The following is a 23,246-nucleotide window of genomic DNA, read 5'->3' as shown; positions in this document are numbered from 1 at the left end:
CTGCTACCTGCCCAGATGTCACCGGGCGGAGCCGTAGAGCTCGAACTCGTAGATCGAATATCCGAATTGCGTAGCTCGTGTCAGGCCGCGCATCCGGACAAAACGGGTTCCGGGGGCGTCCAGCCTCAGGGACTCGGTGCCGCCCTTGCTCTCCGACACGGTGGCCGACGTCGTCCAGTGGACGCCGTCCGGGGAGGTGAGGATCTCGTAGGCGGCGGCGTGCGCGGCCTCCCAGCGCAGCACCGCCTTGCTCACGTGCTCCGAGCGGGGCAGCTCGACCTGCAGCCACTGGTCGTCCGACCAGGGAGAGGACCACCGGGTCGAGGTGTCGCCGTCGATGGCCTTGTCGGCGCCGAACCGGGGGAGGTCGTCCTCCACCTGCGAAGCGGTGGCCACCGCCCCGTTCGACGCCAGCGCCACATTGGTGGTCGAGGCCTTCGGCCAGACGGTCACCACCATGGGGACGGTGACCTTCCCGGTCTTGCCCTGCACCGTCACCGGGACCTCGTGGCGGCCGGTCGGGGCGTCGGCGGTGACCGCGACCTGCAGTCCCAGCTCGGCCTGGGCACCCCGAGGCAGGGTGATCGTGCTGCTGCTCGGGGTGACCGCAATGCCCTCCGGGGCGTCCACCGACACCGTCACCCGCTCGTCGCTCGCCCGGGCGGCGGTGACCACCGCGGTGGCTGCGCCCTTCTCGCCGGTCTCGAGGTCCAGCGCCGGCGGTACGAGCGAGAGTTCGGCGGGCGGGGCGTCCGCGTACACCGGGACGACCTCGGTCACCACCGGCGGCGGGGAGCCGGCCGACCAGACCAGCCTGATCGCGGAGGCCTTCGCGCCGCGGGCGGAAACCGCCGAGTACCGCCCGCCGGAGAGCTGGCCGACGTCGATCCAGCGCGCATCCGATCCGCTTCCGGTGCGCACCTGCACCTTCCCGCGGGCGGGATCGCTGCCGCGCTGCAGGACCCGTACCTGGTCCAGCGGGCGGTCCTCCGCCAGGGTCACGGTCAGTGCCTCGCCGGCCTTGGGGGCCCGGGAAGCCTCGTACGAGGTGGTGAGGTTCTCGTCGGCCGCCCGCGCGAGGGCTCCGCCCGTGGCCCCTGCGGGCTCTCCGGAGACGGTGGCCTCGTCGCCGCGGTGGACGGTGATCTCGCGTACCACCACCCAGTTGTTCTGCGACGCGGTCGCCCGCAACCGGATGTAGCGAGCGGTCGTGCCCGAGGGGAGCTCGGCCTTCACGGTCGGCGTTTCGCTGAACTCCGGACCGCGCTTCCAGCTGGTGCCGTCGGTGGAGTACTCGACGACCCCCTCGTGGATGTAGTCGTCCGGGCTGTCGCTCTTGGACATCTGCACCTCGATGCCGCTGACCTGCCGGACCTTGCCCAGGTCGACGCCGACGTGGTGACCCGGCCGGGCGGAAGCGGCGCCCCAGAAGTATGTGTCCGGGTCTCCGTCGACCATGTTCGAGGTGGGGAACCGGTCGTCCAGAAGCGGCAGGTTGGTAACCGGGGCCACGTTGCTGAGCCCGAGCCACCGGGTGTTCTCGGCGATGGCGTCCCGGATGAACTCCTCCATGACCGGGTCGATCTCGACCTTGAACTTGCGGTTCGGATCGAGGCCGGTCCAGGTGTACGACCGGGCCTTGTCCATCAGCCCGGGCAGGGCCAGGCGGTCCGCCCAGGCGTCCTCCCCGCGGCCGGCGCGCTGTGCCTGCAGCATGTCCAGGGCGGTCAGCGCGGCCTTCCCCCAGGCCCGCGTGGCGTCGAGCCAGGGCTTCGTCTCCTCCAGGAACCCGGGGTTGTCGAAGCGCTCACGGAGCACCTGGGGCGCGCTGTACACCCGGTCCAGGGCGCGGCGCAGCGGCGCGGCAGCTTCGGTCTGCCCCGTCGACCACGCCGGCCAGAACTTCTGGACGTCCCGGGTCAGTTCGGGCGCGGGCCGGGGATCGAGCCGGGAGGAGTGGTTGACGTCGCCGAAGGCCTGCAGGGCGATACTGGTGCGCTCGTCGCCGCCGGCCATCTCGGTGAGACCAGCGACCCAGGAGCGGTCGGGGTCGTAGGCGCTGTCGTTCCAGGTGTAGTCGGCGACGGTGAACAGGGAGGTGTGCGACGCCTGCGCCTGAGGCATCGGGTTGGCGGTCAGGCCCAGGGTGGATGCGGAGAGCCCGGGCTCCCGCCCGACCAGCGGGCCGAGCAGCAGCCGCCCCTGCACATAGTCGTTGACCGGGTAGTTGTCCCAGAGCAGGATCGGGTGGGCCCACACGTCGTGGGCCGCGGCGGCGTCCTTCCGGGTGATGGTGGGCGCGATCACGTCGAGGCCGGTCCACTGCACGACCACGTCCTGGTCCATCGACTCGGCTATGCCCTTGGTGTAGTCGGTCTTCGAGGCGCCCCAGTACTCGGTCGGCACCATCTGCAACGGCTCGGTGCCGGTCCGGGCCTCGATGAAGTCCCGCTGCACCCGGTTGACCACGCGGGTCTGGGCGGCGGCCGAGGCCGCGGGTCCGCTGCCGAACTCGGCGGCGTCCTCCGCGCAGTTCCACTTCTGGTAGTCGATATCGTCGAAGGCGACGACGAACGTGCGCACGCCGATCGACCACAGCGACTCGAACTTGTTGATCATCGCGTCGGTCTCGGACGCCTTGGAGTAGCAGATCGACAGGCCCGGGGAGATCACGTAGACGAAGTTGACATGGTTGGCGCGGGCGCGGTCCACCAGCTCGCGGATCCGGGCCAGTTCGTCATCCGGGTAGGACTTGCGCCACTCGGCACGCAGATAGGGGTCGTCCTTGGGCGTGTAGACGTAGGTGTTCAGCTTGTGCCGGCCCGCCCAGTCGAGATGGCCGAGTCGCGTCTTGTGGGTCCACGGCGGGCCGTAGAAGCCCTCGACCACACCCCGCCATTGCAGCGACGGCCAGTCGCGGATGACGGTGCCGCGCAGTGACACCGTGTCGTCATCGTCGTCGGAGGCGGCGGGCAGGAGCCGGCGCAGCGTCTGGGCGGCGTAGTACGTGCCGTCGGTGTCGACCCCGTCGAGGGCGATACGGGACCGGCCGTCGCCGCCCTTGCCGACCGCCAGCACATACCCCTCGGCCGCCATGTCCTTGGTGCCTTCGACCCCGAGAGCACTCAGCGCCCCCGCGGTCGCGGAGTTCTCGTCGCGTCCCCCGACGTACACGGTGAGCTGGTCGCTGCCAGTGCTGTCGGCGCTGTCGCCCGCGTCGACCTGCCGGAGTGTCTGCACCCCGGCGCGCTCGAGCGCCTTGCGAACCACCGTGAGCGCGGCGGCGTCGGTCTTCTCCCCGGTGACCACGGTGGCCTTGGTCGGTATGCGGACGGTTTCCGAGCGGTTCTTCACCGACTGCGGGGTGGGATACACCCCGGACCCGCCGCCGTCCGTCTCGCTCGTCGAGCCGGAGGCCGGAGCGGCCGAGGCCCACTCCTCCACCGGACTCAGTACGCCGCCCATGAGGAGAACGGCGAGCAGGCACGAGGCCACCCCAGCGGTGCGGGCGGACAGTGCCCCGGAACGCCGTCGGTGGTGATGCGTCCTCGCCATGTCCCCTCCTTAAGAATCTTCCGACTCTCGCTTTGACAACGTTGTCGGCGCGCGAATGTGGGCGAACAGTACCGCCTGGCGCAACACCGGTCCAGACCTCTTGACTATTGGTCCAGACCTTTTTAGGCTCCGAAGTCTGCGGTGAGTGTGACATGGCAATATCCATTGATCTATCGCCTCGTCGCGCTCCCCGGGCGGTGCAGGATCCCCAACCACCATGGCTCTCCCCACACCAGAGCCATTTCGACTCGAGGAGCACCCTTGAGACGTGCACTGAACGCAGGGAATTCAGCACGGCGCAGATTAGCGGCGCTGCTCACAGCGTTGCTGCTACCCCTCGCGGCCATGATCGGCCTGGCCGCCCCGGCTCAAGCGGCCAGCGCCACGGCCACATTCACCAAGACCTCCACCTGGGACGGCGGATTCCAGGCCGAGTTCAAAGTCAAGAACACTGGAACCACGGCAATCAGCGGCTGGACCGTCGAGTGGGACTTCCCATCCGGCACCACCGTCGGCACGTACTGGGATGCGCTGGTCAGCAGTTCCGGAAACCACTACACGGCCAGGAATCGGGAGTACAACGGCAGCATCGCCCCCGGCGCCACGGCGAGCTTCGGCTTCGTCGGCCACGGCGACGGCAGTCCGTCGGCCTGCAAGCTCGACGGCGGCCCGTGTGATGGCTCCGGCGCCGATACCGCGCCCAGCGCGCCCAGTGCACCCATGTCCACCGGCGTGACCTCCACCTCGGTCTCGCTGAGCTGGGACGCCGCCACGGACGACAAGGGCGTCAAGAACTACGACGTGCTGCGCGACGGCACGGTGGTCGGCACCGTCACCGAGACCTCGTTCACCGACACCGGTCTGAAGCCCGACACCGAATACCGCTACACGGTCAAGGCCCGGGACACCGCCGACCAGCTCGGCCCCGCGAGCCCCGCGACCACCGTACGTACCTCCGCCGCCGGTCCGGACGAGCCGCCGGCCGCGCCCGGGGCCCCGCAGGCCAGCGAGATCACGGACACCAGCGTCAAGCTGACCTGGACCGCGGCCACGGACGACAAGGGCGTCAAGAACTACGACGTCTACCGCGGCGCGGTTCTCGCGACCACCGTCACCGACACCAGCACGACCGTCACCGGCCTGACCGCCGGCACGGACTACAGCTTCACCGTGCGCGCCCGCGACACCGCCGACCAGGTCGGTCCCGCGAGCGCCCCGACGACCGTGCGCACTACCGGTGGCGGCCAGCCGAACGCCGACTACTTCAAGGTCGGCTACTTCACCCAGTGGGGCATCTACGGGCGCGCGTACCCGGTGAAGAAGCTCGACACCACCGGCGCAGCCGCCAAGCTGACCCACATCAACTACGCCTTCAGCAACGTCCACCCGACCGAGCACACCTGCATGAACGGCGTCACCAAGGCCACCACGCCCAACCCGCAGGACCCGAACCAGGGTGACGGCGCCGGTGACTCCTGGGCCGACTACGAGCGGAGCGTCGGGGCCGGAGACTCGGTCGACGGCGTCGGCGACACCTTCGACCAACCGCTCGCGGGCAACTTCAACCAGCTCAAGAAGCTCAAGGCCAAGCACCCGCACCTGAAGACCACGATCTCCCTCGGCGGCTGGACGTACTCCAAGTACTTCGCCGATGCGGCCGCCACGGACGCCTCGCGGCAGAAGTTCGTGAAGTCCTGCATCGACATGTACATCAAGGGTGATCTGCCGGTGGTCAACGGGCGCGGTGGCAAGGGCGTCGCGGCCGGGGTCTTCGACGGCATCGACCTCGACTGGGAGTGGCCGGGCGCCGAGGGCCACCCCGGCAACCACTGGTCGGCCGCGGACAAGAACAACAACACCAAGCTGTTCGCCGAGTTCCGCAAGCAGCTTGATGCACTGTCCGCCACGACCGGGAAGAAGTACCTGCTGACCGCCTTCACCCCGGCGGACCCGGCGAAGATCGAGGCCGGCTGGGACATCACCACGAAGGACGGCACACCCAGCGTGTTCGACTACATGGACTTCGCGAACGTCCAGGGCTACGACTTCCACGGAGCGGGCAGTGACAACTCCTGGGAGCCGAACCGCACCGGTCACGCGGGCAACCTCTACACCGACGAACAGGACCCGTACCCCTTCCACTTCAGCGTCGACAACGCCCTCAAGGCCTACCTCGACGCCGGGGTCAATCCGCGGCAGCTCACGATCGGCCTCGCCTTCTACGGGCGCGGCTGGCAGCAGGTCGAGGACGGCGGAGTGAAGGGCGAGTGGCAGAAGGCGAACGGGGCCGCCCCGGGACAGTTCCCGGAGGAGGCCGGCACCCGCGGCTACGACAACCTCATCGCGTCCGTACCGGGCCTGACGGTGCATCACGACGAACAGTCGGTGTCCACCTTCGGCTATACCGGTGCGAACGGGCAGTGGTGGTCGTTCGACGACGCCTGGTCCATCGGCAAGAAGACCGCGTGGATCAAGAGCAAGGGCCTGCTCGGCGGCATGGTCTGGGAGATGTCCGGTGACAGCGGCACTCTCATGACCGCGCTCGACAACGGTCTGAAGTAGTACCGAAGCACGTCCGAAGAACTGCCGGGGAGGCGGCTACCGCCCGCCGCCTCCTCGGCTCCTCCGCGCCCTGGGGATCCCCGGTTTGTACGCCGCAGGCGAGCCCCGGATCCGCGCCGGCGGCGGCCCGGTGGCCCGGTCATGGCCGCATGTCATCGCCCGGAGCCAGCCGGGTCACCACCTCGGTGAGGGAGGCGCAGAGGTTCTCCAGCCGTTGACGCGTGTTCTCCCGCTCGGTGACCAGCGCCGACAGGAGCAGCGCGGTCAGCGCCACACAGCCGTTGAAGGCCTGCAGGATGACCATCTGCTCCAGCAGGCTGTGGACCTCGAAGGGGCCTCTGCCCAGCGCCGCCGCGGTGATCGTCAGCACGGAGATGATCAGCGTGCAGGGTGCGGCGCCGGCCAGCCGGAAGCGGAACGCCGCCCAGATGAGGAACGGGAAGGCGAGGAAGAGCAGCTGCACGGTGCTCCACAGGGCCAGCGTGCTCACGAAGGCCGTGCCGAGCCCGAGCGTCGCCGCCTCCGCCCACCTCAGTGAGGGCTTCTCCCGTGGCAGCGGGGTCATGCGCAGGGTGAGGAGCAGCGGTGTGATCACCAGGACGCCCATCGCATCGCCCGTCCACCACACCGACCAGGACGGCCAGAACTCGCTCGCCGACAGGTCCTCGAGGAGGACGAGGGTGCCGCTGCCCACCGTCGCACTCACCAGCATCCCGACCATGGCGCCGAGGAACACCAGCGCCAGCGCGTCCCGCAGCCGGTCCAGCTCGGTCCGGAATCCCGTACGCCGCAGCAGCAGGTAGGCACTCACCGGCGCGAGCGTGTTCCCGACCGTGATCGCGAGGAGCGCGGCCGCGGACCAGCCGAGCGTGACATTGACCAGGAACGCGCCGAGTGCGATCCCCGGCCAGATGCGCAGGCCGAAGAGGAGCAGTGCGGTGAGGGCGATGCCGGTCGGCGGCCAGAGGGGCGTGACCTGGCCGCGTACGAGCTCCTGGAGCAAGCCGAGCTTGCCTGCGCCGAAGTAGACGGCCGCGACGGCGAGGATCACGAAGGCCTCGGCCGCGTACCGTCGGGGGCTGTCGTATCGCGCCGCAGGCATGGCCACGGGATTATCAGAACCCCTCGCGCCGCCGGACTCGGGGCGTGACACACGGCTGTGGGGCGATCAGGTGTGACTCCGGGTGCCCGGGTCACCCACCGGAGTCAGCGAGCTCGCCGTGGCGGAGGACCAGCACGGCCGCGTCATCGGTGTGCCCGGTCATGTCGGCCACCCTGATCACCGCTTCGGCCAGCTCGTCGGCGTCGGCGTCGAACCCCGCGCGCACCAGCCGGGTCACGCTCTCCAGCCCCCGCTCGATCGGGCAGGACGGCCCCTCCACCACTCCGTCGGTGAACAGCACGAAGGCCCCTTCCTCGGTGAGCAGGTGCCGGGTCACCGGATAGTTCTCGCCGGGGAGGATGCCCAGCGGCAGCCCGCCCTCGTCCAGCACGACGGTGGAGCTCCCCCGGCCCATGGACCACACGGCCGGGACATGGCCCGCGCGGGAGGCGGTCAGCTCCGCCGTCGCCGGGTCGAAGCGGAGGAAGGAGCAGGTCACGAAGAGGCCGGAGCCCATCGACAGGAGCAGATCGCTGGTCCGGCCCAGGACCTCGCCCGGGTCGGTGGTGGCGAAGGCGATGGCGCGCAGACCGATCCGGACCTGCCCCATGACGGCCGCGGCCTCCACACCGTGCCCTTCGACGTCACCGATGGCGAACGCGAGGGTGCCGTCGGGCATGGGGAAGACGTCGTACCAGTCGCCGCCGATGTCCAGGCCCGCCCGCGCGGGCGCGTAGCGTGCCGCGGTCTGCAGACCGGGCAGGTTCGGCAGCTCTCCCGGGAGCAGGCTTCGCTGCAGCGCGACGGCCAGGTCCACATGGGCCTGTTGCAGTTTGATCCGCTCGTCGATCCGGCCGGCGAGATGACCGAGCGTCTGCAACAGCTCGTCGGCGGTAGCGGGCGGGCGGGGGCGGTTCAGAGCCATCGACCGCTCCGGGTTCGTCCGATTTACGCAGTACGTAACGTTACCGCCGTTGCGTTACGGAAGCTCCCTGAGTCACATCACCGCAGCTCACGAACGCGGGTGATCGCCGTCCGTCCGGACCGGGTGCCGATGGCGATGTGCGGCTTCTTCGCCGGATCCACCCAGGTCAGGATCGCCGCCATGGCCGATGCCGGGACGGATGCGCAACCGGCTGTGGCGCCGCGCCCGTTCACATGCAGAAAGATCCCGGCGCCCCGGCCCCTGACCGGCTGGTCGTAGTTGAAGCCGATCACCAGGGCCGGGGCGTACTGCGTGCGGTACGAGGCGAGGCGCTCGGCCTCTTTGGCGGCGCAGTCGCGCGGCAGTGGCTCGACCCAGCGGTTGTACGACCTGGACCGGCCGTCCTGGCACCACCAGGAGCGATGGGTGATCCGGCGGTACGGGACGGACGTGCCGGCGGGGGGCCGGCCGATGCCGAACGCGTACGGCAGGTCGTACAGGCCGGTCGGTGTGGTGGCGGTGTACTGCTTCCGGGTCCTGCCGTCGGCCAGGCCGCCCGCCCCGAACCGCGCGGGGCTGGATCCCGCCTTCCGCCACCGTTCCTTCCGCTTCTCCCACCAGATCACCGTGCCGGTGGTGGCGGCGAGCCGTGGGGCCACGGCGGTGATCAGCTGGGTGCCCCCGCCGGTGTCGGCCATGCGGGCGGGCAGAGGCGCGTCGGGGCTCGGGGCAGGGGCGGCCGCGGCGAGGAGCGGGAGAGCCGCAGCCGTCGCCAGGGCCCGGCGGACGAGGGTGCCGGGTGCCATGCGTCAGCCGAGGTCGGACGGGCTGGACATACGGTGCTGGTTGTCGCTGAAGACGTTGCCGTGGCCGGTCCGGTCCCAGAACAGGCCGACGGGACGGTTGTCCAGCGCGACGTTCTGCACGACCCGGTTGTCCCGAGGCGTCGCGCCGCCCCGTGGTTCGGTGGAGAACACCGCAATGCCGCCGGTGGCGATCGACGGTCCCGTCGGGGCGTTGTGGCGGACGTCGTTGCGGTGGACATGGACGTCGTGGACCCCGGCGAGGGCGATGCCGACCCCGGACGTGGCCGGCGTGTCCCCGCGGGCCGGACATGCCCGGGTGTTGCGGTGGACGGCGTTGTCGCGGATGTTCAGCCTGCCGCCGGGGACCGCCCCGCGGCCCGTGTTCAGGGCGACGATGCCGATGCAGTTGCCGGTGGCAGTGTTCCTCGCCGCGGTCATGCCCGTGGCGTCGCGGATCATGATCCCGACGGCGTTGCCGGAGGCCCTGTTGTCACCGATCCGGGCCGCGGCATCGGGGGAGTCACCGAGGTAGACCCCGGCGTCGCCGGAGCCCGTGGCGGTGTTGCCGGTAAGGACCGTTCTCGTGCTCGCGAAGGAGGCGATGCCGTACTCGCGGTTCCCCTCGGCGTGCACGTTTTCGACCAGCAGTCGGTCCGTGCCGAGGCCGATCACTCCGCTGCCGCGGAAGCCACGCACCCGGAAGCCCTTGATCGTCACATGGCCGACGATCCGCGTCGACACCTTGGGGCGGGTGTACGGGATCCTTCCGCCCACGCAGAAGCCGGAGACGTCCTGGCACGCGCTGTCCTGCGGCTCTCTCGGCGGCGTCAGAAGACTCCCGCCCTCGGTCATGCCCGAACCCAGGACCGTCAACGGCTTGTCGATGCTGACGCTTTCTCGGTAGTGACCCGGGTGGACGAAGACGGTGTCGCCGGGGCGTGCACGATCCACCGCGTCCTGAATCGGGGTGCCCCTGCCCGGCGACACGTGATGCACCGTCCGCGACTTCGAGTGCTCGTCGGTGTCGGTCGCACCGATCGCACCCGAGGAGGCGGCATAGAGCAGCAGCGCGCCCGCGACGAGGGCGCAGGCCAGTGCGGTACGGGTGGGTGTGCCCACCATGGCGGCCTCCAGAAAGACAGCGAGCGGGACCGGTGCGGCCGATCGTTGACTTATCTCGAGGCGACAGCGATTAAAAGTAATGGCTGATTATTCACTCGTGCGGTCTATGAGGCTTGCGCTAGGGCATCGCGGGATGCCTCCAACGATCGGTGGTGTCCCCCGACTTGGTCGCATCTCTCCGCGGTGGGGGAGTGGCGTGGCACGCCCGCTACCTCCCCCTAGCGTTAGTCCCCCTGGGCCTAGCGGCCCGGGTGGGGGGTACCCCCCGGCAGCGGGCGGGCGCGGTCGGCGTCCACGAGCGGGGCGAGCAGCTCGCCGTACTCCTCGAGCCGGGGAGCGATGTCACCGGCCTCGAAGGACAGTTGCCCGGGGTCCGTACAGTCCGCGATCTCCTCCCAGGTGACCGGCGCGGACACGGTCGGGGCCGGGCGGGCGCGGAGCGTGTACGGGGTGGCGGTGGTCTTCGCGGCGGTGTTCTGGCTCCAGTCGACGAAGACCTTCCCCGGTCTCAGGTTGCGGGCCATGCGGTGCACCACCAGATCGGTCAGCGTGCGCTCCGCCTCGACCGCGAGCCGCTTCGCGTACGCCGTGACCTGCTCGGACGGGACGGGCTCCAGCGGCGCGAGGATGTGCAGGCCCTTGGAGCCGCTGGTCTTCGCGAAGACCTCGAGGCCGTCCGCCGCCAGCCGCTCGCCGAGCCACTGCGCCACGGTGCAGCACTCCACGATCGTTGCGGGTGCGCCCGGGTCGAGGTCGAAGACGAGCCGGTCGGCCACGCCCGGTGCGTCCGCCTTCCACTGCGGGGTGTGGAACTCGGTGACCAGGTTCGCCGCCCAGATCAGCGTCGGCAGGTCCTGGACCAGGACGTGCCGCCCGGTCTCCCCGGCGCCCGATCGCGGCACGATGGCCGTCCGCACCCAGTCGGGCGTGCCCAGCGGCAGGTTCTTCGCGAAGAAGTGCTCGCCCTCGGCTCCGTCCGGATAGCGGAGGAAGGACAGGGGACGGTCGCGGAGGTGGGGCAGGATGGCGGTGGCGCAGCGGGCGTAGTAGTGCAGCATCTCGGCCTTGGTGAACCCGGTCGGATACAGCACCTTGTCCAGGTTGGACAGCGCCAGACGCCGCCCTTCCACCTCCGTCATCGGGGACATAGCACGAGAATCCCACGAAAGTCATGAATGCCGCGATTGATCTGTGAACGGCAAGGGGCCGGGTGACCTGGGGCCAGTGTCCTTCCGTCTCAGGAGGCGTGGGCCTTGCGTCGGGCGGGCTTGGCGGTGAGGGCCTTGATCAGCTCGTCCCGGCTCATCGAGGAGCGACCCGGGATGCCGGCTTCGGAGGCGCGCTGATAGAGCTCCGTCTTGCTGAGGCCCTCGAGCTCCGCCGCCTTCGAGGGCTTCTTCTCGGTCTTCTTCGTGGTGCGGGCGCCCCGGCGCTTCTCGGCCGCCTCCGTCAACTGCGTCGGCTTGCGTTCGGCGCCTGCCTTCTCCTTCTTCTCCTTCTTCGCGCCGGCTTCCTTGCCGCCCCTGGCCTTGTCGACGCTGGCCTGCAGGGCGTCCATCAGATCGATGACGTTGGTGGAGCTCGGCGGCGGCTCGCCCTTCTCGAAGGTCTCCCCGGTGCGCTTGGCCTCCACCAGTTGCATCACGCGCTCCTGGTAGGTGTCGTGATACTCCTCCGGGTCCCAGTCCATGCTCAGCGCCTCGACCAGTTGGACCGCCGTCTGCAGCTCCTTGTCGGAGACCTGCGTCTGCTCCGGGAGGCTGCCGATCTCCCGGTGCGGGTCGCGGACTTCGTCGGCCCAGTGCAGCGTGTGGATGGACAGCACGTCCCCCTCCGCCTTCACGGCGACCAGGTACTCGCGGTTGCGCATGACGAACGTGGCGATCCCCGCCTTGTTGGACCGTGACAGGGCCTCGAGCAGCAGGGCGTACACCTTGCCGTACTCCTTGCCCTTCGGGGCCAGGTAGTAGGTCCGGTCGAAGAAGATCGGGTTGACCTGCTCGAGGTCGACGAATCCGGTGATCTCCAGCCCCTTGGAACGGCCGGGGGCGATCTCGTCCAGTTCCTCGGGCTCGACCACCACGTACTCGTCCCCCATGTCGAAGCCCTTGACGATCTCCTCCAGGGGGACCTCCTTGCCGGTGCGCTCGTTCACCCGCTTGTTGCGCACCCGGTCGGACGTTCCGCGCTGGAGCTGGTTGAAGCGGATCGTGTGACTCTCCGTGGCGGTGAACAGCTGCACCGGCATGGCGACAAGACCGAATGAGAGAGCACCGCTCCAGATTGCCCGCGCCATGGCCCTCCACCTCCTTGTTCCCTCCCATCGCACTCCCCATGACCGGTGATCGCATCCCGGCGCCCGAGGGGCGGTGACAAGGCGTGTCAGGTGGCGGACGGGCCGGCGGTCGCCGCGGGGCGCGGACGCCGCAGCGCGTAGGCGGCACCCGCGCCGGCCGCGAACAGGGCGACGGCCGACACCGCCGTGGCGAGCCAGGTGGCACCGAGCCACTGGCCGCCGAAGTAGCCGAGGCCGACGCTGTATCCCGCCCAGGCGAACCCGGCCAGCGCCGACCAGGGCAGGAACTCGGCGGCTTTGCGGTGCATGGCCCCCGCCCCGAGGCTGACCACCGAGCGTCCCGCCGGCGCGAAGCGAGCGATCAGGACGAGCGTGCCGCCGCCGCGCATCAGCGCGCCGCCCAGCCGCGCCTGAGCGCGGGTCAGCCGCCGGGACCGGGCGATGGCGCGGTCCAGCCGGTCCCCGCCGCGCCACGCCAGCCGGTACGCGACCAAGTCGCCGAGGCACGAGGCGGTCGCGGCGCACAGCATCAGGGCCAGAATGTCGGGGACGTCGGGGTCGACGCTCGCGGCGCCGACGGCGTCCGCGGCCCTCCTCGTTCCGGCGGCCGCCGTCGCGGCGGCGATGACCAGCACGCCGCTGGGGAGGACGGGGAGAAAGACGTCCAGCAGGACGGAGACCCCCACGATCACATAGATCCATGGGGTGACGACCAGCGACCCCAAACTCTCCAGCAACGTCACTCCCTGTCCGGTCCCCCGCCGCGACGTCGCTGGGAAGCGGCAGGAGCGGCCTCTACAGCCGTACAGCGTACGCGGGCGGGGGTCGGAGAGATCGGCAAGGGGAAGGGGTGTTGTTCGAATCACTCTCACCCCAAATCCACCTTGCGGCCCATCGGTGTTCCGGACCGACGGTGGAGCGACGCAGTGGTTTCAGGGCGTCAGACGGCGCTGGACTGACGCTCGGCGGCTGGCGCCGCCACCGCTGCCGGTGCACGGCGCTCCACGCCGAGGAGCCGGTCGAGGGCCCAGGCGCCGGGGCCGGTGAAGACGATCAGCAGGAAGGCCCAGGAGAACATCGCGGCGGGCTCTCCGCCGTTCTGCATCGGCCACAGCGCCTCGCCCTGATGGACGATGAAGTACGCGTACGCCATCGAGCCGGAGCAGATCAGCGCGGCGAGCCGGGTGCCCAGTCCGAGCAGGACCGCGGCGCCGCCGACGAGCTGTATGACGGCCGCGTACCAGCCGGGCCAGGTGCCGGTGGGAATGGTGCCGCCGCGGCCCATCGCGCCGCCGAGGACGCCGAACAGCGAGGCGGCGCCGTGGCAGGCGAAGAGCAGGCCGACGACGGCGCGGAAGAGCGCGAACACGTGGGGCTGGAAGCCGGTGAGCGATGCGGTGAGAGACCTGGGGGAGGACATGGCGAAGGATCCTTCGGTGGGGGACGGGATACCGAATGCGTGCCTAGCTAGGCCAGGTTGGCTGGCCTGATCAATCCTTTCAAGTTCAATATTTGGCCGTCGTTCCTGACCGGCGACCAGAACGTCCTGCACCGGGACAGTCCGGGCGGCCGGGGACATGCCGCGTCACAACGGTGCGCAGCGCCGCCCGGGCAGCGGGCCTGCAGAAGCCGCGGCCGTCCCCCTACCCCGCATCACGGGCCGACGCAGTCGGCGCGCCCGCCGCGGCTGCCCCACCCCGCGCATGCGCGGCATCCGGGAGCAGCTCCGGCTCGGCTGTCACCGGGGTGGGCGGTGCGATCTCGGTGTCGAGGACCGTCCTCAGCCGGGGTACGGAGTCCCCGCCGCGCCCGGCCGCCGGATTCGCCCGGCGATCCGCCGCCCGCTCGCCCCCGGCGCGCGCCTGGTCGAGCCGCAGCCGCGCCCCGCGTCCGCGCAGCGTCAGCGTCATGAGCTGGTTGCCGAACCACGGCCCGCCCGTCTTGCGCCAGCTGATCGCCGGAGGTCCGACCCGCCCCTGCCGTCCCACGCGGCCATGGCGCGCCATCGCGCGCCCCAGCCAGCGACCGGCCCGGCTCCAGCCGAAGCGGAAGCCGAGTTTCATCGATGCCGGGACGCTGTTGTGGACCGGCGAGCAGGTCAGCTGGAGCACCCGTGCCGCCGGCTCCTCGCCCTCCGGCCACTGCGGCTCCGCGACGTACGCATGGTGCACATCGCCCGAGAGCACGCACACCGTGGCGGGCCCGCCGTCCCCGCCAGGCCCTTCGCCGGACTCGGACGAGCCCCTGCCCGCCCGGGCGATCAGCTCCGTCAACGCGTCGAAGGACCGCGGGAAGGCCGACCAGTGCTCGAGGTCGCCGAGCTGCCGCAGCTTCTCGGCGATCCGCGCCCAGCGCGGGCCGCGCTCCCCGGCGCACAGCGCCGCGTTCCACCGCTCCACGTCGTCGATGGCGGGCGGCAGCAGCCATGGCAGCGAGGAGCCGATCAGCAGGTGGTCGTACGCGCCGGGGCCGCCGTCCGGCACCTGCTCGCGCAGCCAGGCCCACTCGCGGTCGTCGAGCATCGCCCGCTGGTCCTCGGTGAGCACCCGGGCGGCCCGGGTGTCCACCATCAGCAGCCGCGCGCGGCCTAGGTCGCGACGGTAGCTCCACCGCGTGAACAGCGGGTCGGCGTCGGCCCGGGTGGCGAATTCCCGGAGCAGCGCGGTCCCGTCGCGCGCCGCGCGCACCTCGGCGAAGAGCGGATCGGCCATCAGTTCGGCGGGAGAGAGATTGCCCAGGTGCTGGTAGACCCAGTACGACATCAGGCCCGAGACCACCCGCTCCTCCCACCACGGGGCGGTCCGCATCTTCTCGAGCCACGTGGCGCTGGTGTTCCAGTCGTCGATCACATCGTGGTCATCGAAGATCATGCAGCTGGGGACGTTGGAGAACAGCCAGCGCACATCCGGGTCCAGCCAGGACTCGTAGTAGAGGCGGGTGTACTCCTCGAAGTCCGCGACCTGGTTGCCGGGCGGTTCGCGCAGGTCGCGGCGGGCGCCGAGCCACTGGCGGATCGCCGTCGAGGTCTCGTCCGCGTACACCTGGTCGCCCAGCAGCACCAGGATGTCCGGCCGCTCGCCGTCCGGGTCGGCGGCGATCCGCGTGGCGAGCGTGTCGAGCGCGTCCGGGCCCACCGGGTCGTGGCCGGCGTCGGAGGGCGGCGCGGCCCAGCGACAGGAGCCGAAGGCGACCCGCAGGGTGGGCTCTCGGCCGGTCGGACCGGAGGGACCCGATGGCGAGGTATTGGCCTCCGGCGCCGGCAGCGTACGGATCGTGCTGGGCGGATAGCGGTCGTCCGTGCCCGGCCAGACCTCGACGCCGTCGAGGAGCACGCGGTACGGGGTGGCGGTGCCGGGGCGCAGTCCGACCACGGTGGCCAGCGCGTAGTGGTGCCCCGCGATCTCCCAGGTGCGTGCCACACCGCGGCCCGTGCCGCCTTCGCAGACGACTTCGACCGTGCAGGGTCGGCCCGTTTCGACCCAGACGGTCGCGCTCGTCTCGTCCACGTACCGCAGGAGCGGTCCCAAGAGCAGTCCGGCCATAGGCGCATGGCCTCCCTCCGTCGCGCCTTACGGTTCGTCGCACCGTACGGTACGGAACGACGGAGGGAGGTGGGGAGTTTCCTTCCAGGAGATTCCGCAGGTGTTCCGCCTCGCTTCGCCTCCGGACGGCTCAGCAGCGGTTGAGGACCCCGCTGAGCGCCGACTTTTCGGCGGAGTCGACCGACAGGGCGTAGTAGTGCTTCACCTGGACCCACATGCGCGCGTACATGCAGTGGTAACCGCCGACCGGCGGCAGCCATTCGGCCGGGTCCTGATCTCCCTTGGACTGGTTGACGTTGTCGGTGACGGCGATGAGCTGGGCCCGGGAGAGGTCGTTCGCGAAGCCCTGGCGCCGCGAGGTCGTCCAGCCGCTGGCCCCGGACCGCCATGCCTCGGCCAGCGGGACGACGTGGTCGATGTCGACGTCCGAGGCGGCGTACCAGGTGGCGTTGTCGTACGGCGAGAACCACTTGCCGCTGACCGCCGCACAGCTGGAGTCCTGCTGGACGTCCGTGCCGTCGCGCTTCAGGACGACCTCGCGGGTGTTGCAGCTGCCGCTCTGGGTGATCCAGTGCGGGAACTTGTCACGGCTGTAGCCGGTCGACGAGCCCTCCGGCTTGACCGTCAGCTGGCCGAGGTAGGTGCGGGCGGTGGCCGCGCTCGGCGGCGTGGGCGGGGCGGCCTGAGCGGTGGGGAGAACCAGCATCGTGGTGACGGCGGCCAGGGCGGACAGCCCGGCCAGGATGGGTATTCGACGCGCGTAGAACTTGCGCCGCACAGCTGTCGTGCGCGTACGGACCATGGCGAACTCCCGTGGGTGAGGGGGGTGGTGGCCGGTGAAGCGTGGCCATCGTCGCGGCGCCAGGTTTCCGTGGGGCAGGCGCCACGTAACAGCGTGACGACATGCTCACGTCATATCAAGACATGTGGTTCATGTGCGCGCCACCGCACGACCCCCAAGCCGGTGTTCGTGGGAGGGAGGCCAGCAGGCTTCGCCGTATCGTGGGCGGGTGCCCGCCGCCGACGTCTCGCAGCTCGCCGCCGACTCCACGCTGCTGCCGGTCAACGCGACACTCGGAGCCGTACTCGCCGTGCTGCTGGTCGCCGCTGCCGGTATCGCCGCGCTCGCCCGTCTCGCCGACGGCACCGGCCGCGGCTACCACCGCTCCGTCGCCGTAGCCGGGCTCCGTGCCGCGGTCCAGCTCGCCGCCGTCTCGTTCCTCATCGGCTGGGTGGTCCACGAGGTCCCCTTGCTGCTGTCCTTCATCGCCCTGATGTTCGCCGTGGCGGTACGCACCGCGGGCCGCCGTATCACCGGCAACCGCACCTGGTGGTGGGCCGTGGTCCCCATCGCCGCCGGAGTCCTCCCCGTCGTCGCCGTCCTCCTCCTCACCGGTCTCGTGCCGCTCGAGGGCATCGCGCTCATCCCGGTCACCGGCATCCTCATCGGCGGCGCGCTCACCGCCACCGTGCTCGGCGGGCGCCGCGCGCTCGACGAACTGCGCACCCGGCACGGGGAGGTCGAGGCGGGCATGGCGCTGGGACTGCTCGACCGCGACGCGCGCCTGGAAGTCGCCCGGCCCGCCGCCTCCGACGCCCTCCTCCCCGGGCTCGACCAGACCCGGACGGTGGGGCTGGTCACCCTGCCGGGCGCGTTCGTGGGCATGCTGCTGGGCGGGGCGTCACCGATGGTGGCCGGGGCAGTGCAGCTGTTCGTGCTGGTCGCGCTGATGATGGTGCAGGCGGTCGCGGTGGCGCTGGTGTTGGAGCTCGTCGCCCGTGGCCGGCTTCACCGGGACTGACGGCGTGAGGTGAGCGGCTGTTCGCCGGGCCTCAGGGGCTGATGTGCAGCCGGAGGGCGCCGCCCTCGAGGGCTTCAACCTGCACGTGGTCAAGCGTGGGCACGTGCACCGTCGGCCGGTACGCGGCCGCTCGGGCGCCCACACCCACGACCCGCATCCCGGCCGCGCGGCCCGCCGCCATGCCGACCTCCGAGTCCTCGAGGACGATGCAGTCCTCGGGGGCGAAGCCGAGCTCGGCCGCGCCCTTCAGGAAGCCCTCGGGGTCCGGCTTCCCGGCGCCCACGCGCTCGGCGGTGACCCGGACTTCCGGCATCGGAAGTCCGGCGGCACGCATACGGGCCTGGGCCAGGCGCTCGTCGGCGGATGTGACCAGGGCGTGCGGCAGGTCGGCGAGTGCCGCCAGGAAAGCCGGTGCGCCGGGGACGGCTACCACGCCGTCGACGTCCGTCGCCTCCTGTTCGAGCATCCGCCGGTTGTCGGCGTGGTTCAGCTCCGCGGGGCGGTCGGGCAGGAGCAGCGCCATGGTGGCGTGGCCCTGCCGCCCGTGGACGTCGCGGAGCACGTCGTCGGGGTCCAGCCCCTGCTCCTCGGCCCAGCGCCGCCAGCAGCGCTCGACCACGGCGTCGGAGTCGACGAGGGTTCCGTCCATGTCGAGCAGCAGGGCACGGGTGGTGAGGGTGGTGATGGCCGTCATCGGCGTGGCTCCAGGGCGCGGCGGAAGAGGCAAGCGGTCCCGCCCGCCGGTCAGGGGAATGCGGGCGGGACCACTTTGTTCCCACACGATACAAAGCCCAGACGGTCCCGGCCAGCCCGCCCGGGTAACGACTCCGAAAACAATGGCCCGCCCACATTCGGCCGATGACGCCCCACACTCTCGTGAAGGGCTCAGCCTCCGCGACGATCCGCGTGTGGCCGTCACCCTGGCGAGAGGCAGGGCCTGCGCCGCGAGCCCGCGCGCGCCGCGGCAGCGGGTCCGCGAGCGTGCTCGCCCTCCGCGATGACCACGGCAGCAGCAGCTACCTCTGCCAGGGGTCCCGCACCGAGGGGGTGCCAGTACGCACTGCGGTGGCGGCTGTCCTGGCGGGGGCGCAGGCACTGCGGCAGTGCGCAGCAGGCTCCGCGGCAGCGGCCGCCCCGGCGAGGGGGATGCGCGGGGGAGCGGGCCGGGAGATCATCGTGCCCATGAACATCACAGTCCGGCTCGCGCAGCAGCAGGAGGCCGACGAGCTGCTCGGCCGCAGCCCGCTGGCCGCCCTGATCGGCATGCTTCTCGACCAACAGATCCCCATGGAATGGGCGTTCTCCGGCCCGCACACCATCGCGCAGCGCATGCGCGTCGACGATCTGGACGCGCACGACATCGCCGTGCACGACCCGGAGGCGTTCGTCGCCCTGCTGTCGGCGAAGCCCGCCGTGCACCGCTACCCCGGTTCCATGGCCAAGCGCATTCAGCAGCTCTGCCAGTACCTGGTCGATCACTACGACGGCGATCCGCTCGCCCTCTGGCGCGACGTGAGCACCGGCAGGGAACTCCTCGCGCGGCTGAACGCACTCCCCGGCTTCGGCAAGCAGAAGTCCCAGATCTTCCTGGCCCTGCTGGGGAAGCAGTACGGCGTGACGCCCGAGGGCTGGCGCGAGGCGGCCGGCCCGTACGGGGAGGCGGGCTCCTACCGTTCGGTGGCCGACATCACCGGCCCCGAGTCGCTGGCCAAGGTCCGCGCCTACAAGCAGGAGGCCAAACGCGCGGCAAAACAGGCGACTTCGGGCCCGACCACGCCCGGCACCACACGCTCGTAACGGGCCGACACCCGCGCCCGCCGCGCTGCGCGATCATCCAAGGACGGAAGTCCTGCCTCGACGACTCTCGACGACAGCAGTACTTCCGGGGTGGACGCTGGCGCTGGACGAGCGCGGGCCGGCCGCTCCTACGAGGCTGGGTCGGGACCGTCCGGGGCCGTGGCCAGAGGCTTGCCGGCGATCTTGAGCATCCGCTCGATCGACGTCCCCGCGACCGCGCCCGGGGCGTACGGCTCTCCGACGACCAGGTGCGTCAGGTCGCCGGCGGCGGTGCCGTCCGCCAGACGGACCGGTGACCCCGAGTCACCCGGCGACGCCGCGCCGGCCCAGGAGAACGCATCGCTCCGCCGCTCGTCGCCTGGGCCGCGGTAGGCCACTACACCCGCCCGGGGTGTGCCGCCGGTGCCGATGACCAGGCCGTGCCCGGCATGCTCGACGATGTCGCCGGACTCCGGCGAACCTTGACCGGTCGGGCCGCCGAAGTACGTCATCGACGGGTTGACGTGCTCGGCCATCTCCGGCCGGATCTCGACGAGCGCGAAGTCGTCGCCCACGCCGTTGTCGACACTCTTGACCGTCTTGCCGATGTTCATCAGCAGGCCCGGCGCGGCGAAGATCGTGACCTCGTCACCGGGCTCGGTGCAATGTCCCGCGGTGCCTATGTAGTAGTTCGGTGCCTGGCCGAAGACGAAGTTCATCGTGCAGCCGGCGGGTGCGATCATCCAGGCGCCTGGGCGGATGCCGGTGAAGGCCAGCCCGCTGGACGGATAGGTGACGCCGTCGGGAAGGGGTACGCCCTCCCCCCGGTCGCCGGCCTCGACCACCTTGGCGTGCAACTGCGCGGTGTACCAAGCCGGTTTGGGCGCCGACAGCTCCTCGGCACCGGCCACGGCCTGCTGCAGGCCGTCGGTGAGCGCCCCGTTGGCCGGGACGGCGGCCATCACCAGGGTCGCGCTCATGACAAGAACGGCGAACACTCGCGACACCCTCATCTGTCCTCCTCCAAGGCTCCAGGGCGGCGCGCCACGAGGCTGCCGCTGTGTCCGGTGACGAGACGGACGATTGTTCGGGAGGCTTCCGCGGAGGTCAATGGGTTGGAGTGGCTCGTTCCGGTTCTGCAACGTCTCCTGCCGCCCAAGCGCGCCGATGGCGCAGTCGTCAGGAACGGGTGGCGAGGTAGGTGTGCCCTGCCTGCGCGTCGAAGGTGATCGTGTCGCCGGTCCTGGTGTGCGGTACGGCGGTTCCGCTGCCGGCGTCGACGAGGGTGTACGAGCCGGTGAACAGCCGATTGCGGACCTGTAGTTCGCCGGTCTTGCCGGCGGCCAGCCTGATCGCCGTGGCCGCCCGTGCCGCCCAGCGCAACTCGACGGTGACGTCGCCGCGGGCGCGCAGCCCCCGCACCGAGCCGGTCGGCCACGTCCCCGGCAGGGCAGGCAGCACATCGATCACACCGGTCTGGCTCTGCAGCAGCATCTCGGCGACGCCGGAGACCGCGCCGAAGTTGCCGTCGATCTGGAAGGGCGGGTGTGTGTCGAGGAGGTTGGGCAGGGTCGAGGAGCGCAACTGCTCGACGAGCAGCTTGTGCGAGCGGTTCCCGTCGCCGAGCCGGGCCCAGAAGTTGATCTTCCATGCCTTGCTCCACCCGGTGCCCGCGTCGCCGCGGGCGTTCAGCGACACCTTGGCGGCCTCCGCGAGGGCGCTGCCCCGGGTGATCTGCCGGCCGGGGTGCACCGCGAACAGGTGGGAGGCGTGCCGATGCTTGTCGTTCGGGTCGTCCCAGTCGGTCTTCCACTCCATCAGCTGGCCCCACTTCCCGATCCGGGTACCGGGGTCGAGCTTGGCGCGGGCGGCGGCGAGTTGCCCGCGGAAGGCCGCGTCGTCGCCGAGGACGTCGGCGGCCTCGATCGTGTTGGTGAACAGGTCCCAGACGATCTGCTGCGCCATCGAGGCGCCCGCGGAGAAGTCGCCGTGCTCGGGCGAGTGGCTGGGCGAGACGACGAGCTTGCCGTCGCGCGGATCGGTGTGCAGGTTCGCCAGCCAGAACTTCGCCGCGTCCTTCATCAGCGGGTACGCGCGCTGCCTGAGGTAGCTGACGTCGCGGGAGTACCGGTAGTGGTCGTACAGCGTCTGGGTGAGCCAGCCGGCGGCCTCGGGGAACCAGAAGGAGTTGGGGTGGTCGTGCACACCGGTGTAGCCGAAGGGGTTGGTCTCGTTCTGCACCATCCAGCCGCTCGTGCCGAACATCTCCCGGGCCGTCCGCTGTCCTGGTGCCTGGAGCTTCTCGACGAAACGGGTATAGGGCTCGACGGTCTCCGCGAGGTTGGTCGCGTCGGCCGGCCAGTAGTTCATCTGGAGGTTGATGTTGGTGTGGTAGTCGGCGTTCCATGGCGGTTTGACGGAGTTGTTCCATACGCCCTGGAGGTTCGCCGGAAGCGAGCCGGCGCGCGACGAGGCGATCAGCAGGTACCGGCCGTACGCGAAGTACAGGGCCTCCAGGGCGCGATCGGCGGCGCTCGCGCCGCCGGTGTACGCGGCCAGCAGGTCGTCGGTCGGCGTGTCCGGCATCGCCTGTCCGATGTCAAGAGCGACCCGGTCGAACAGCCTGCGGTGGTCGGCGACGTGGGCGGCGCGCAGCGCGCTCCAGCCCTGGGCGGCAGCGGCGTCGACGCGGGCGGTGACTCCGTCGTGGGGGTCCGCGCCGCGGTACTCCGGGTAGGTGTCGGCGTAGTCGGTGCCGGCGGCGAGCAGGAAGACCGCACTGTCGGCGTCGGTCACCGTGATCCGGTCGGTGCCGTCGACCCGGGTACCGCCGGTGGTGAGCACCCGGATCTGCGCCTCGAACCGCATGCCGTTCTGCTCGAGTGCACCGCGGACCGTCAGCCGCCCGTTCAAGACCGTCACCGACTGGTCATTGCGGGGTGAGGACACCCGCAGGGTGAAGGACACCTTGCCGCCGCGGTCCGCGCCGAGCCGCCCCGCGATGACGCCTGCCGGGTGGGAGGCGAAGTACTCGCGGCTGTACGCGATTCCGCCCGCGGTGTACGACACCCCGGCGGTCGCGTCCCGCACGCTGAGGTGGCGCCGGTAGCCGGTCGCGTTCGCCGCGCCGGCCACGTCGAGCCAGAGATCCCCGAAGGTCTGGTAGGCGCCGAAGCCGCGCCGGGCCTGGCCGAGCTTCTGGGCCACGGCCGACGGCTTCATCGTGGTCTGGCTGTCGATGGTGCGCCTGACGTCGTCCAGCGCACCCGGCCGCGGAGCCGACCAGTTGCCGTTGTCGTACCCCTCCTTGGAACCGGGGCCGCCCGTCCATAACGTCTTCTCGTTGAACTGCAGGTGCTCGGTCCCGGTGCCGCCGAAGACCATCGCACCGAGCGCGCCGTTGCCGATCGGCAGTGCCTGCCGCTCCCAGTTCGTCGCGGGTTCGTCGTACCAGAGCGTCATCGCCTCGCCGGGGGCTGCGGCCTGGGCCTCCTCCGGCCGGCCGCTTGCCGCCAGGGCGCCACCGACGATGGCCAGCGCGGCCAGTACCGAAAGCAGCCTTCTGCAGGCGATCATGGTGGGTCCTCCGCGGAACGAGAATCGACAGAACTCGATGGCGGCGGCCCGGGGCCCCTCCCTGGGGGCACCCTCAGCGTTAGCTGGGGGGAGATCAGACCTCTTCTTTGTCCAAGCCGCAGTTACCAGCAATTACGCCGATCTGATGGGGCCGCGGGATGGTGATTGGTCGGATGTCTTCC

Annotated in this window: 17 protein-coding genes; 3 read left to right on the top strand and 14 right to left on the bottom strand. The window is 70.7% G+C overall.

Annotation, left to right across the window (positions count from 1 at the left end; genetic code table 11):
• Positions 1 to 18: 18 nt before the first annotated feature.
• Positions 19 to 3,555: a beta-N-acetylglucosaminidase domain-containing protein gene (locus ACTWQI_RS01300; RefSeq protein ID WP_443266548.1), complete on the bottom strand. Its 3,537-nt coding sequence runs from the start codon at positions 3,553 to 3,555 to the stop codon at positions 19 to 21.
• A gap of 345 nt (positions 3,556 to 3,900) precedes the next feature.
• On the opposite strand from ACTWQI_RS01300, the gene ACTWQI_RS01295 reads away from it, so the two are divergent.
• The gene (locus ACTWQI_RS01295) at positions 3,901 to 6,117 is read left to right on the top strand and encodes a glycosyl hydrolase family 18 protein (RefSeq protein ID WP_443267144.1); all 2,217 of its coding nucleotides are present in this window, start codon (positions 3,901 to 3,903) and stop codon (positions 6,115 to 6,117) included.
• Between the two features lie 139 nt (positions 6,118 to 6,256).
• Here ACTWQI_RS01295 and ACTWQI_RS01290 read toward each other — a convergent pair whose 3' ends face one another.
• From ACTWQI_RS01290 to ACTWQI_RS01245, 10 genes are all read right to left on the bottom strand, one after another.
• On the bottom strand, positions 6,257 to 7,219 hold the full coding sequence (locus ACTWQI_RS01290) for an MASE1 domain-containing protein (protein ID WP_443266546.1): 963 nt from the start codon (positions 7,217 to 7,219) through the stop codon (positions 6,257 to 6,259).
• A 91-nt stretch (positions 7,220 to 7,310) separates the two neighbouring features.
• Positions 7,311 to 8,144, bottom strand: a complete 834-nt coding sequence (locus ACTWQI_RS01285) for a PP2C family protein-serine/threonine phosphatase (protein WP_443266544.1) — start codon at positions 8,142 to 8,144, stop codon at positions 7,311 to 7,313.
• Between the two features lie 77 nt (positions 8,145 to 8,221).
• Positions 8,222 to 8,950, bottom strand: a complete 729-nt coding sequence (locus ACTWQI_RS01280; RefSeq protein ID WP_443266543.1) for a L,D-transpeptidase family protein — start codon at positions 8,948 to 8,950, stop codon at positions 8,222 to 8,224.
• 3 nt (positions 8,951 to 8,953) lie between these two features.
• Complete coding sequence (locus tag ACTWQI_RS01275) at positions 8,954 to 10,072, bottom strand: right-handed parallel beta-helix repeat-containing protein (protein WP_443266541.1); 1,119 nt, start codon at positions 10,070 to 10,072, stop codon at positions 8,954 to 8,956.
• A gap of 239 nt (positions 10,073 to 10,311) precedes the next feature.
• A complete protein-coding gene (gene ligD, locus ACTWQI_RS01270) occupies positions 10,312 to 11,220 on the bottom strand; it encodes a non-homologous end-joining DNA ligase (RefSeq protein WP_443266539.1) in 909 nt (302 codons plus the stop codon).
• Positions 11,221 to 11,309: 89 nt separating this feature from the next.
• Positions 11,310 to 12,368 carry a non-homologous end joining protein Ku gene (ku, locus tag ACTWQI_RS01265; RefSeq protein WP_443266537.1) on the bottom strand — a complete coding sequence of 353 codons (1,059 nt, stop codon included), beginning with the start codon at positions 12,366 to 12,368 and terminating at the stop codon, positions 11,310 to 11,312.
• An 86-nt stretch (positions 12,369 to 12,454) separates the two neighbouring features.
• Positions 12,455 to 13,105 (bottom strand): DedA family protein, encoded by a 651-nt coding sequence (locus ACTWQI_RS01260; RefSeq protein WP_443266535.1) that lies wholly within the window; start codon positions 13,103 to 13,105, stop codon positions 12,455 to 12,457.
• Positions 13,106 to 13,308: 203 nt separating this feature from the next.
• Positions 13,309 to 13,788, bottom strand: coding sequence for a DoxX family protein (locus tag ACTWQI_RS01255; protein WP_443266533.1), 480 nt, complete (start codon positions 13,786 to 13,788; stop codon positions 13,309 to 13,311).
• A 223-nt stretch (positions 13,789 to 14,011) separates the two neighbouring features.
• Positions 14,012 to 15,910: an alkaline phosphatase D family protein gene (locus tag ACTWQI_RS01250; RefSeq protein ID WP_443266531.1), complete on the bottom strand. Its 1,899-nt coding sequence runs from the start codon at positions 15,908 to 15,910 to the stop codon at positions 14,012 to 14,014.
• Positions 15,911 to 16,040: 130 nt separating this feature from the next.
• Positions 16,041 to 16,712 carry an HNH endonuclease family protein gene (locus tag ACTWQI_RS01245; RefSeq protein ID WP_443266530.1) on the bottom strand — a complete coding sequence of 224 codons (672 nt, stop codon included), beginning with the start codon at positions 16,710 to 16,712 and terminating at the stop codon, positions 16,041 to 16,043.
• A gap of 208 nt (positions 16,713 to 16,920) precedes the next feature.
• On the opposite strand from ACTWQI_RS01245, the gene ACTWQI_RS01240 reads away from it, so the two are divergent.
• Positions 16,921 to 17,712 (top strand): ABC transporter permease, encoded by a 792-nt coding sequence (locus tag ACTWQI_RS01240; RefSeq protein ID WP_443266528.1) that lies wholly within the window; start codon positions 16,921 to 16,923, stop codon positions 17,710 to 17,712.
• Positions 17,713 to 17,743: 31 nt separating this feature from the next.
• Here the strand turns inward: ACTWQI_RS01240 and ACTWQI_RS01235 are convergent, their stop codons facing one another.
• Positions 17,744 to 18,406, bottom strand: coding sequence for an HAD-IA family hydrolase (locus ACTWQI_RS01235; RefSeq protein WP_443266527.1), 663 nt, complete (start codon positions 18,404 to 18,406; stop codon positions 17,744 to 17,746).
• Between the two features lie 488 nt (positions 18,407 to 18,894).
• Here ACTWQI_RS01235 and ACTWQI_RS01230 point away from each other — a divergent pair, with 488 nt between their 5' ends.
• The gene (locus ACTWQI_RS01230; protein WP_443266526.1) at positions 18,895 to 19,509 is read left to right on the top strand and encodes an HhH-GPD-type base excision DNA repair protein; all 615 of its coding nucleotides are present in this window, start codon (positions 18,895 to 18,897) and stop codon (positions 19,507 to 19,509) included.
• Between the two features lie 128 nt (positions 19,510 to 19,637).
• On the opposite strand, the gene ACTWQI_RS01225 is transcribed toward ACTWQI_RS01230, so the two are convergent.
• On the bottom strand, positions 19,638 to 20,501 hold the full coding sequence (locus ACTWQI_RS01225; protein WP_443266525.1) for a hypothetical protein: 864 nt from the start codon (positions 20,499 to 20,501) through the stop codon (positions 19,638 to 19,640).
• A gap of 166 nt (positions 20,502 to 20,667) precedes the next feature.
• Complete coding sequence (locus tag ACTWQI_RS01220) at positions 20,668 to 23,064, bottom strand: glycoside hydrolase family 95 protein (RefSeq protein WP_443266523.1); 2,397 nt, start codon at positions 23,062 to 23,064, stop codon at positions 20,668 to 20,670.
• Positions 23,065 to 23,246: the final 182 nt, after the last annotated feature.

It is taken from the genome of Streptomyces sp. KR80, from assembly GCF_052245555.1.
Taxonomy (GTDB): domain Bacteria; phylum Actinomycetota; class Actinomycetes; order Streptomycetales; family Streptomycetaceae; genus Streptomyces.
The sequence above is the reverse complement of the archived record's forward strand: the minus strand, read 5'-3'. Positions and strand labels throughout refer to the sequence as shown.